The 11,187-nt window shown below is 61.7% G+C and carries 7 protein-coding genes; 1 reads left to right on the top strand and 6 read right to left on the bottom strand.

Going from position 1 to position 11,187, the window contains the following annotated elements; translation table 11 throughout:
- Positions 1-126 precede the first annotated feature (126 nt).
- The 6 genes from ABL914_RS09650 to ABL914_RS09625 are packed head-to-tail and all read right to left on the bottom strand — an operon-like array spanning position 127 to position 10,281.
- A complete protein-coding gene (locus tag ABL914_RS09650; protein WP_391562966.1) occupies positions 127-906 on the bottom strand; it encodes a peptidylprolyl isomerase in 780 nt (259 codons plus the stop codon).
- Positions 903-1,598: a respiratory nitrate reductase subunit gamma gene (gene narI, locus ABL914_RS09645; protein WP_391562965.1), complete on the bottom strand. Its 696-nt coding sequence runs from the start codon at positions 1,596-1,598 to the stop codon at positions 903-905. Before narI ends, ABL914_RS09650 begins: the two co-directional genes overlap by 4 nt.
- Positions 1,591-2,286, bottom strand: a complete 696-nt coding sequence (gene narJ, locus ABL914_RS09640) for a nitrate reductase molybdenum cofactor assembly chaperone (protein ID WP_391562964.1) — start codon at positions 2,284-2,286, stop codon at positions 1,591-1,593. The genes narI and narJ overlap by 8 nt, the downstream gene beginning before the upstream one ends.
- Complete coding sequence (gene narH, locus ABL914_RS09635; RefSeq protein ID WP_391562963.1) at positions 2,286-3,812, bottom strand: nitrate reductase subunit beta; 1,527 nt, start codon at positions 3,810-3,812, stop codon at positions 2,286-2,288. The genes narJ and narH overlap by 1 nt, the downstream gene beginning before the upstream one ends.
- The gene (locus ABL914_RS09630; RefSeq protein WP_391562962.1) at positions 3,809-7,546 is read right to left on the bottom strand and encodes a nitrate reductase subunit alpha; all 3,738 of its coding nucleotides are present in this window, start codon (positions 7,544-7,546) and stop codon (positions 3,809-3,811) included. The genes narH and ABL914_RS09630 overlap by 4 nt, the downstream gene beginning before the upstream one ends.
- On the bottom strand, positions 7,543-10,281 hold the full coding sequence (locus tag ABL914_RS09625; RefSeq protein WP_391562961.1) for a nitrate/nitrite transporter: 2,739 nt from the start codon (positions 10,279-10,281) through the stop codon (positions 7,543-7,545). The genes ABL914_RS09630 and ABL914_RS09625 overlap by 4 nt, the downstream gene beginning before the upstream one ends.
- Positions 10,282-10,485: 204 nt before the next feature.
- On the opposite strand from ABL914_RS09625, the gene ABL914_RS09620 reads away from it, so the two are divergent.
- Positions 10,486-11,187 (top strand): cyclic nucleotide-binding domain-containing protein, encoded by a 702-nt coding sequence (locus ABL914_RS09620; protein ID WP_391562960.1) that lies wholly within the window; start codon positions 10,486-10,488, stop codon positions 11,185-11,187.

The following is an 11,187-nucleotide window of genomic DNA, read 5'->3' as shown; positions in this document are numbered from 1 at the left end:
GGTGGCGGTCAGCTGAGAGCCAACTTTCACTGCAATTCCGGGTTACGGTACCCGCAGGCATCGGCCAGCAACAGCCGCAGGCACTCAAACCGGCTGCCGTGGCCATCGTGAAGGGCTTTCTGCATCCTAGGCCGCCAGCTCCACGCCGCTGACCCCGGCTTGCTCAGCCAGGATCGCGATGTATTGCGCCACGGCGCGGCGATAGCTGGCTTCTTCAAGGTACTCGGCGATCAGCGCCCGCACGGCCTCGAAAGGCAGGGGTTTGGCCGCAATCCTGTGGCCTGAGCGGATGACGTGGACGCCGAAGCGGCTGCGCACCGGATTGGGGCAAAGCGCATCGGAAGGCAGCGCGAACAGTGCTTCCTCGAAGGGCCTGACCATCTGCCCGGCCTGAACCTGGCCGAGATTGCCGCCCTGCTCACGCGAAGGACAGGCCGAACGGGTCCGGGCCAGTTCTGCGAACCGCGAGGGATCCTGTTCTAGTGCGCGGATCAGCGTGCGGGCATCGCCCGTAGCCAGGCCCATCGCGAAGTCATCCGCCGGATCGGCCTCGATCAGGATATGCGCGGCCTCGACCAGCAGCGGCGCAGTGAAGCGCTCTGGATGGTGATCGAAGAACCGGCGGCAAGTTGCCTCGTCGGCCTTGGGGGTCTGGATCTCGCTCGCCAGCAGTGCGTCGATCAGCGCATCTTCGCGGGTCAACGGCTGCCCTGCTTCATCGCGGATCTCGCCTGGATCAAGCTCGAGCCGCTCGGCTTCGTCGACCAGCAACTGGCGGATCGCCAAGGCCTCTGCGGCCGCTTCCCAGGCCGCTTCGGCGCTAGGGGCAGGATGGTTCTGCGCCTCGGCGGCGATATCGGCGGCGGAGATCTCGCGTCCGCCGACAATAACGGGATCGGCGCTCATGACGCCAACTTCCGCGAACGCACGACTTGATAGCCCGATCGCCAGACATACCGGACTGGTGCCGAAAGCATATGGACCAGCCGTGTGAAGGGGAAGATCAGCAGGATCGTAAGGCCCAGGAACAGGTGCAGTTTGAACACCGGCGCAACGTTGCGGATCAGATCCGATGCCCCGGCGCGGAAGGTGAACACGCCTTGCGCCCACTCCATGAACCTGACCATCTCGTGCCCATCAAGATGCTGCGCGGAAACCGGGATGGTCGCCAGCCCCAGCGCGAGCTGGACCCACAGCAGCAAGATCACCAGGTTGTCGCTGAAGCTGGAGGCGGCGCGGACCCGCGCATCGAAAAAGCGGCGATGGATCAGCAGCGTCGCGCCGATGATCGCGATGGCCCCGGCGACCCCGCCGGCGACCATCGCCAGCAATTGCTTGGCGCCGTGCGGCACACCCAGCGCGTCCCAGATCGCGATTGGGGTAAGCAGCCCGCCGACATGGCCCAGGAAGATCACCAGCACGCCCAGGTGGAACAGCACCGAACCGATCATCAGCTGCTTGCGTCGCAGAAGCTGGCTGGAACCGGCTCGCCACGAATAGGGCTCGCGGTCGTAGCGGATCACCGATCCCACCGCGAGAACGGCCAGCGCGATGTAGGGATAGATCCCGAACAGCAGATGGTGGAGGAAGTCAGCCATGGATCGGGCTCCTGACAGGTGCGGGATTGAGAATGCGATCGACCATCGCGGCCACTTGCGGGCATTCGGCGCTGCCTGGGGCAGCAGGACTGTCGAAGCGGATCTGCTCTTCCTCCCAAGCGGCGTCGAGCGCGGCCAGATCATCGGGATCGTCCGCCGGAGCGATCACGAAAGCTTCGCCCCCGGCTCCGGCCAGGTCTGCCAGGATCCGCATCGGCGCAGCATAGGGAGTGTCCTTTTCCTCCAGCCGCTGCGCCAGCGCGGAGATGATTACCCCCGGCTGGGCCAATTCTTCAGCCGCTTGCGCGGGCGGCAGGACCGAGAGATACTCAAGGAACAGCGGCAAGTAATCGGGCAGTTCCTTGGCCTCGATCTCCAGCCCCTGCGCTTCATAACGGTCGCGCAAGTCAACCATCGCCTGCCCGCGATCGCGGCTTTCGCCGTGGACGTGTTCGAACAGGTGAAGCGACAGCGCCCGCCCCCGATCGAACAGCACAACATAGGCTTCCTGGCAATCGAGCAGGTCATCGTGGACCAGCCGGTCGATCAGCGGAGCCAGGGCCACGCACTGATCGGGGGTCAGCAATCCGCCTTCAGCGAGCAGCGCCGAAAACACCGGCGCGGCTTGTTGAACAGCCTCGTCGGGATAGCGCAGCAGCGCGGAGAGGACACGCAAGGTCGTGTTCATCAGAATACCTCCGAAGGGGTCTGGAGTTTCTTGCGGGCCGGAGCGCCAAACAGGTTGGCACCGCTGGTGCCGCCCGAGCAGCCATTGCCGAGCGAGAAGCCGCAGCCACCGCGCTCTTCGTACATGTCGTCGGCAACTTCGCGGTGCCCGCTGGGGATGACGAAGCGGTCCTCGTAGTTGGCGATCGCCATCACGTGGTACATGTCCTCGATCTGCTGGCCGGTCAGGCCAACCTCGCGGGCGATCTCTTCGTTGACCACGCCGTCCACCGTCTTGCCGCGCATATAGGCGCGCATCGCCAGCATCCGTTCAAGCGCGTCGGCGATGGGGGCTTCCTTGCCGGCAGTGAGCAGGTTGGCGAGGTACTTGAGCGGGATCCGCAGGCTGCGCACATCGGGCATGCCGTTGCGGGCCGATATCTTGCCCGCGCTGGCCGCATTGTTGATCGGCGATAGCGGCGGAACATACCAGACCATCGGCAAGGTACGGTATTCGGGGTGGAGCGGGAATGCGACTTTCCATTCCATCGCCATCTTCCACACCGGCGAATGCCGAGCGGCTTCCAGCCAACTGTCGGGCACGCCGTCCTTGCGGGCTTGCTCGATCACCGCCGGGTCATTGGGATCGAGGAAGATGTCGAGCTGTTCCTGATAGAGGTCCTCGACGTGTTCAGTGCTGGCCGCCGCCTCGATCTTGTCGGCGTCATAGAGCATCACACCCAGGTAGCGGATCCGCCCGACGCAGGTTTCGCTGCAAACGGTCGGCTCGCCCGCCTCGATCCGCGGGTAGCAGAAGATGCATTTCTCGCTCTTTCCACTCTTCCAGTTGAAATAGATCTTCTTGTACGGACAGCCCGAGATGCACATCCGCCAGCCGCGGCACTTTTCCTGATCGATCAGGACAATCCCGTCTTCCTCGCGCTTGTAGATCGAGCCCGATGGGCAGGCCGCGACGCAGGTCGGATTGAGGCAGTGCTCGCAAAGCCGCGGCAGATACATCATGAAGGTGTTTTCGAACTCGCCGTAGATCTCTTTCTGGACGCCTTCGAAGTTGTAATCCTGCGACCGCTTGGAAAATTCGCCACCCAAGATTTCCTCCCAGTTGGGACCGCCTTCGATCTTCTCCATCCGTTCGCCGGTGATCAGGCTGCGGGGGCGTGCGGTGGGGAAGGCCTTGCTTTCGGGCGCGCTTTGCAAGTGGCCGTAATCGAACGTGAAAGGTTCGTAATAGTCGTCGATTTCGGGCAGATCGGGGTTGGCGAAAATCTTCGCCAGCAGCCGCCACTTGCCTCCCATCTTGGGCCGGATCGAGCCCGCCGCAGTGCGTTCCCAGCCACCGTTCCAGCGCTTCTGGTTTTCCCAGTCCTTGGGATAACCCACACCGGGCTTGCTCTCGACATTGTTGAACCAGGCGTATTCCATGCCCTCGCGGCTGGTCCAGACGTTCTTGCAGGTGACCGAACAAGTGTGGCAGCCGATGCACTTGTCGAGGTTCAGCACTTTGCCGATTTGTGCGCGGACCTTCATGCTACGGTCTCCCCGGCGGCCAGTTCATCTTCGAGCCAGTCAACCTTGCTGAGCTTGCGGACGATCACGAATTCATCGCGGTTCGAACCGACGGTGCCATAGTAGTTGAAGCCGTAGGCTTGCTGGACATAGCCGCCGATCATATGGGTGGGCTTCAGGATCGCCCGGGTCACCGAATTGTGGATGCCGCCGCGCTGGCCGGTCAGCGGTGATCCGGGCACGTTCACATGCTTTTCCTGGGCATGATACATAAACAGAGTGCCTTCCTTCATGCGCTGCGAAACCACCACACGGGCAACCAGCGCGCCGTTTGCATTGAAGGTTTCAACCCAGTCGTTGTCGACAAGACCCGCCTTGGCGGCATCCTTTTCGCTCATCCAGACGATCGGCCCGCCGCGCGAAAGCGTCAGCATCAGCTGGTTGTCGGTATAGGTCGAGTGGATCCCCCACTTCTGGTGCGGGGTGATGAAGTTCAGCACCACGTGCCGCTGGCCATCGGCCTTTTCGAGCATTGGCTTGACCGCCTTGGTATCGATTGGCGGGCGATAGAGGCACAGCGCCTCGCCAAAGGCGCGCATCCATTTGTGGTCCTGATATAGCTGCTGCCGCCCGGTCAGGGTGCGCCAGGGGATCAGTTCGTGGACGTTGGTGTAGCCGGCGTTGTAGCAGACATGCTCGCTTTCCAGACCCGACCAGATCGGCGAGGAGATGATCTTGCGCGGCTGGGCCTGAACATCGCGGAAACGGATTTTCTCGTCTTCCTTGGGCAGCGCCAGATGGGCATGCTCGCGCCCGGTAAAGGTCGAGAGCGATTCCCATGCCTTGACCGCAACCTCGCCGTTGGTTTCAGGGGCCAGCATCAGCAGCACTTCGCAGGCATCGATCGCGGTCTCGATCTTGGCCATGCCCTTGGTCGGGCCTTCATCGGTCACCGTGCCGTTGAGCCTGCGCAGGCCTTCCACTTCGCGGCCGGTCTGCCACGACATGCCCTTGCCACCGTTGCCAAGCTTGTCCATCAATGGGCCCAGCGCGGTGAAACGCTTGTAGAGGTTCGGATAGTCACGCTCGACCAGCGCGACATTGGCCATGGTCTTGCCGGGGATCGGCACGGCATCTTCCAGCCCCCAGTCGGACACCTCAAGGGGCTGGGCGATCTCGTTCGGGCTATCGTGCTGGATCGGCACCAGCACCAGGTCCTGTTCCACCCCCAGCACTTCAGGAGCCACTTCAGAAAAGGTCTTGGCAATACCCTTGTAGATGTCCCAGTCGCTCTTTGATTCCCACACCGGGTCGATTGCCGCCGACAGCGGGTGGATAAAGGGGTGCATGTCAGAGGTGTTGAGATCGTCCTTTTCATACCAGGAAGCAGTAGGCAGGACGATGTCGGAATAGACGCAAGTGGTCGACATCCGGAAGTCGAGCGTGACCAGCAGGTCGAGTTTGCCCTTGGGCGCTTCGTCGTGCCACTTCACTTCCTTGGGCTTCTGGTGACCCATTTCGCCCAGATCCTTGCCCTGCACCCCGTGCGCGGTGCCAAGCAGATGCTTGAGGAAGTATTCGTGGCCCTTGCCCGATGAGCCAAGCAGGTTCGAACGCCAGACGAACATGTTGCGCGGCCAGTTGGCCTCGTCATCGGGATCGAAGCACGACATTTCCAGATCGCCGGCCTTGAGCGCTTGGGCGACATAGTCCCTGGGTTCCATGCCCGATGCCTTGGCTGCCTTGCCGACTTCGAGCGGATTGGTCTTGAGCTGCGGGGCAGAGGGCAGCCAGCCCATCCGCTCGGCCCGGGCGTTGTAGTCGATCAGGCTGGCATCCCAATCGCCCTTTGGCGCAGTGGGGGAAAGGATCTCGCTGACCCCCAACGTTTCGTAGCGCCACTGGTCAGTGTGCGCATAAAAGAAGCTGGTCGAATTCATCTGCCGCGGCGGGCGGCTCCAATCGAGCCCAAAGGCCAGCGGCAGCCAGCCGGTTTGCGGACGCAGCTTTTCCTGGCCGACATAGTGCGCCCAGCCCCCGCCCGATTGGCCCACGCAGCCGCACATCACCAAAAGATTGATGATCCCCCGGTAACTCATGTCCATGTGGTACCAGTGGTTGAGCCCAGCCCCCAGGATCACCATCGACTTGCCATTGGTGGCCTCGGCATTGGCGGCGAATTCGCGTGCCACGGTGATGATCGTATCGGCGGGAACGCCGGTGATCTTCTCAGCCCAGGCCGGTGTATAGGGTGAGTTGTCGCCAAAATCGCGCGCGACATGTTCCCCGCCAAGGCCCCGGTCGAGGCCGTAATTGGCACAGAACAGATCGAACACGGTGGCAACGAAGGCGCGGCCTTCCTTTAGCTCCAGTTCGCGCACCGGAACGCGCTTCAGCAGCACTTCGGGGTGGTCGGTGCCTTCGAAATAGTCATGCTCACGGTTGCCGAAATAGGGGAAGGCGACCTCGACCACTTCATCGTGGTCCTTGTCGAGGATCGCGGTCATCCGCAATTTTACGTCGCGGCCCTGGCCATCCTTTTCCTCAAGGTTCCACTTGCCCTTTTCACCCCAGCGGAAGCCGGCCGTGCCCGAAGGTGCGACCACATCGTCGCTGACCTCGTCGATTCCGACGCATTTCCAATCGGGATTGTTGCTCTCGCCCAGGTCGTCCTTGAAATCGCTGGCGCGCAGCAAGCGTTCGGGAACCAGCCTGCCGTCCTGTTCGACCAGCCGGACCAGCATCGGCATGTCCGAATATTTGCGGCAATAGTCTTCGAAATAGGGCACCTGCCGATCAAGGTGGAACTCGCGCAGGATCACGTGGCCCATCGCCATGGCCAGCGCCGCATCGGTGCCCGCCTTGGGGTTTAGCCACAGGTCGGCGAACTTGGTCGCCTCGGCATAGTCAGGGCTGACCACCGCAACCTTGGTGCCGCGATAGCGGGCCTCGGTCATGAAATGCGCGTCCGGCGTGCGGGTCTGGGGGACGTTCGATCCCCACATCATCAGGAAACCCGAATTATACCAATCGGCACTTTCGGGAACGTCGGTCTGCTCGCCCCAGGTCATCGGCGATGCAGGCGGCAGGTCGCAGTACCAGTCGTAGAACGACATGCAGGTGCCGCCGAGCAGCGAAAGGTAGCGTGAGCCCGCCGCGTAGGAGACCATCGACATTGCCGGGATCGGACTGAACCCGATGACCCGGTCCGGGCCCCATTTTTTCGCGGTATAGGCATTCGCCGCGGCGATAATCTCGTTCACTTCGTCCCAGGTCGAACGCACGAAGCCGCCGTGGCCTCGGATCGCGGTATAGCTGTTTCGTTTGACCGGGTCGGCCTGGATCGCGGCCCATGCGGCAACGGGCGGCATTGTCTGCCTCGCCTCGCGCCACAACTTGACCAGCCGCTTGCGGATCAGCGGGTATTTCAGCCGCTGCGCCGAATAGATGTACCAGCTATAGCTCGCCCCGCGCGGACAACCGCGCGGTTCGTGGTTGGGAAGTTCGGGGCGGGTCCGGGGATAGTCGGTCTGCTGGGTTTCCCAGGTGATGATCCCGCCCTTGACGTAGATCTTCCACGAACACGATCCGGTGCAGTTCACCCCGTGGGTTGAGCGCACCACCTTGTCGTGCTGCCAGCGCTTGCGATAGCCATCCTCCCAGTCGCGGGCCTCGCCGGTGGTTACGCCGTGACCATCAGAGAAGGTCTCTTTCTTTTGGGCGAAGAAAGTCAGACGGTCGAGCAGATGGCTCATGCGGGGGCTCCTTGAGCGATGGGGGCGGGTGCGGCGATCTTGCGCTCGACATCGTGCAGCAGCCCGCCCTTGCGGGTGTAGGCGAACCAGGTCAGCACGGCACAGCTCGCGTAGAAGACCAGGAAACCATAGAGCGCTGCATGCGGCGTACCGGTGGCGCTGATCGACATCCCGAAAGCGCGCGGGATGAAGAAGGCACCGTAGGCCGCGATCGCCGAAGTGAAGCCGACTATCGCCGCCGATTCTTTTTCCGCCTGGCGGGTGCGCTGCACGCCATCCAGTTCGGGCATCAGCCGCGGCACTTCCTGGCGCATGATCACGGGGATCATCTGAAAGGTCGAGGCATTGCCGACGCCGGTGACGAAGAACATGAACACGAAGCTGGCGAGGAAGCCGGTGAAGTCTTTGGTATCAAGGAAGTGGATGACACTCAGCGAGCCTGCCATCATCCCCAGAAACACCCAGAAGGTCACTCTGCCGCCGCCCCAACGATCCGACAGCCAGCCGGTCGCCGCGCGGCTGATCGCGCCAACGAGCGGGCCCAGAAACACGTATTTGAGCACGTTGACGTCGGGGAATTGGCTCTTGGCGAGCAGCGGAAGCCCGGCCGAGAAGCCGATGAATGAACCGAAAGTACCGGTGTAAAGCCAGCACATCAGCCAGTTGTGCTTGCGCTGGAAGATAACCGACTGTTCGGCGAAGCTGGCCTTTGCATCGGCGATGTCGTTCATTCCGAACCAGGCCAGCACGGTCGAGACCATGATGAACGGCACCCAGATGAAGCCGGCGTTCTGCAGCCACAGCTGGCCGCCGTCCTTGGTTGTCTGAGCGTCACCGCCCAGCGCACCGAACACGCCGGCGGTGATCAGCAGCGGCACCGCGAACTGCATCACCGAGACGCCGAGGTTGCCGAGCCCGGCATTGAGCGCCAGTGCGTTGCCTTTCTGTGCCTTGGGGAAGAAAAACCCGATGTTCGACATCGACGAGGCGAAGTTGCCGCCGCCAAAGCCGCACAGCAGCGCCAGAACCAGGAAGATGAAGTAGGGCGTTTCCGGGTTCTGCACCGCATAGCCGATCCCGAAAGCGGGGATCAGCAGCGAAGCGGTGGAAAGCGTGGTCCACAGCCGCCCGCCGAAGATCGGCACCATGAAGCTGTAGAATATCCGGAAAGTCGCCCCCGAAAGCCCCGGCAGCGCGGCCAGCCAGAACAGCTGGTCAGTGGTATAGTTGAACCCGATGAGGGGCAGCTTGGCGACGACCACCGACCAGACCATCCAGACCGAGAAGGCCAGGAGCAGCGCGGGGATAGAGATATAGAGGTTGCGTTTGGCGATCTTCTGGCCGGTCTCTTCCCAGAAGGCCGAATCTTCTGGCCGCCAGTCCGTGATCAGCTTGGATTTGACCTCATGCTCATGATGCAAATCGGCATCGTGGATTCCAGCCATTTCGGGGAACTGCGGCAACGAGCGGTTGTCCAAGCCCGCAGCCTTCTGTTCCATCTGACGAATTGCGAAATGCATCCAGGCCAGTGCCACTGCGACCAGCGCGAACAGCACCATGAAGCAGCTGGTCCAGATGCCGGTAAGATCGCTGACTGCGCCAAACACGATCGGCAGCACGAAGCCGCCCAGTCCGCCGACCAGCCCGACCAGCCCGCCGACCGAACCAACATGATCAGGGTAATAGACCGGGATGTGTTTATAGACGGCAGCCTTGCCCAGCGACATGAAGAAGCCCAGCACGAAGACCGCGATCACGAAGGGCACCAGGCTCATCGAAGTGGCAAAATGGATGTCGCCCTTGACCCCGTGGATGACGTAGTCGGTCGCCGGGTAGGACAGCATGAACAGCACGACCATCGAGACGCCAAAGGTTGCGTACATGATCTTGCGCGCGCCATATCGGTCGGAGAGAATTCCGCCGTAAGCACGGAACAGCGAAGCCGAGAGCGAGAAGGTGGCCGCGAGCATCCCAGCGACTTTGATGTCAACGCCGTAAACCCCGATCAGGTACTTGGGCAGCCACAGCGCCAGCGCCACGAATGCGCCGAAGACAAAGAAATAATAGAGCGAGAAGCGCCAGACCTGCTCGTTCTTGAGCGGCTCCAACTGTTCCTTCAGGCCCTTGGGCTTTTCGCCGCTGATCTTGCGCGCGGCCAGATCCGGATCGTCCTTGGCAAAGACGTAAAACAGCACGGCGGTCACCGCCAGTGCAGATGCCCAGATCAAAGCGACTGCTTGCCAGCCCATCGCGACCATGATCCACGGCGCGAGGAACTTGGTCACCGCCGCGCCGACATTACCCATCCCGAAAAAGCCGAGTGCGGAGCCCTGCTTTTCCTGCGGGTACCACTTGGAAACATAGGCGATGCCTACTGCAAAGCCGCCGCCGGCCATGCCAAGCCCGAGCGCCGCAACCAGCATCATCACGTAGCTGTCTGCAAAAGTCAGCAGGTAGGTTGAGATCGCCGAAGCCAGCATTGTCAACAGAAAGACGATCCGCCCGCCATACTGATCGGTCCAGACCCCCAGGAACAGGCGGACCAGCGATCCGGTCAGGATCGGGGTGCCGACCAGGAGGCCAAACTGGGTATCGTTAAGGCCCAGGTCCTGTTTGATCTGGATTCCGATGATCGCGAAGATCGTCCAGACCGCGAAGCAGATGGTGAAGGCAAATGTGCTGAGTCCCAGCGCCCGGTTTTGCTGTCCGGTGCTGACGGTCTGCTGAAGTGGCATGGCTATGTCCCCGCCTGTTGCAATGTCATGGCGCGGGAATGGACTGCCTGTTTGCAGGAAGCTTGATCAGGATCAAATCGGCATGGATTAGCCAGATAATTGGTCTGGCGGCTGATCTACAGGGGAATTGGCCTCAACAAAGATCAAGTCACCGATTGATGCACATCAATTGGATCGCTAAACCAGCGCTATAGCAAAGGAGCCATGCCCAACGTGCGTCCCGCCGAAAAACCAGAAATCGCCAACCTGCCGCTGTTTCGCGAGATGCAGGAGGAACAGCGCGAGCGGATCTTCTCGGGCTCGTTCTTGCAGGTTTTCCCGCCGCAACTGACGCTGTTTGAGCTGGGCCAGCATCCCGATTTTCTGCACGTTCTGGTCGATGGCCTGGTTGAGCTTTACGCCACGGGCGCCGGGCGTGATACGACCATGCGGATTGTCGAGCCGGTGACCAGCTTCATCCTGGCCGCGGTCGTCACCGATATGCCCTATCTGATGTCGGCCCGCACCCTTGGCCCATCCCGCATCCTGCTGGTTCCGGCAGCATTGGTGCGCGAAGTGGTGAAGCAGGACTGCGCGCTGATGCAGGCCACCATGCGTGAACTGGCGCTGGCCTATCGCGATATGGTTCGCGCGCTGACCGATATGAAACTTCGCCAATCAGCCGAGCGACTGGGCAATCTGGTCTTGCAGCAGGAACGGCGCCAAGGGGGCACAGGCACAGTTCGGTTGCGTGCTGAAAAGCGGTTGGTTGCATCGCTTTTGGGAATGACCCCGGAAAACCTCAGCCGTGCTTTTGGGATTCTCAGCCAACACGGGCTGGAATTGGATGGCGCGCAAGGCAAGCTTGTAGACCGCGCCGCGCTTGAAGCCTTTTCCCGGCCAGACCCTGTCCGGGATGACGAATAG

Origin of the sequence: Novosphingobium sp. (genome assembly GCF_040079535.1) — a bacterium.
Lineage (GTDB): Bacteria > Pseudomonadota > Alphaproteobacteria > Sphingomonadales > Sphingomonadaceae > Novosphingobium.
The sequence above is the reverse complement of the archived record's forward strand: the minus strand, read 5'-3'. Positions and strand labels throughout refer to the sequence as shown.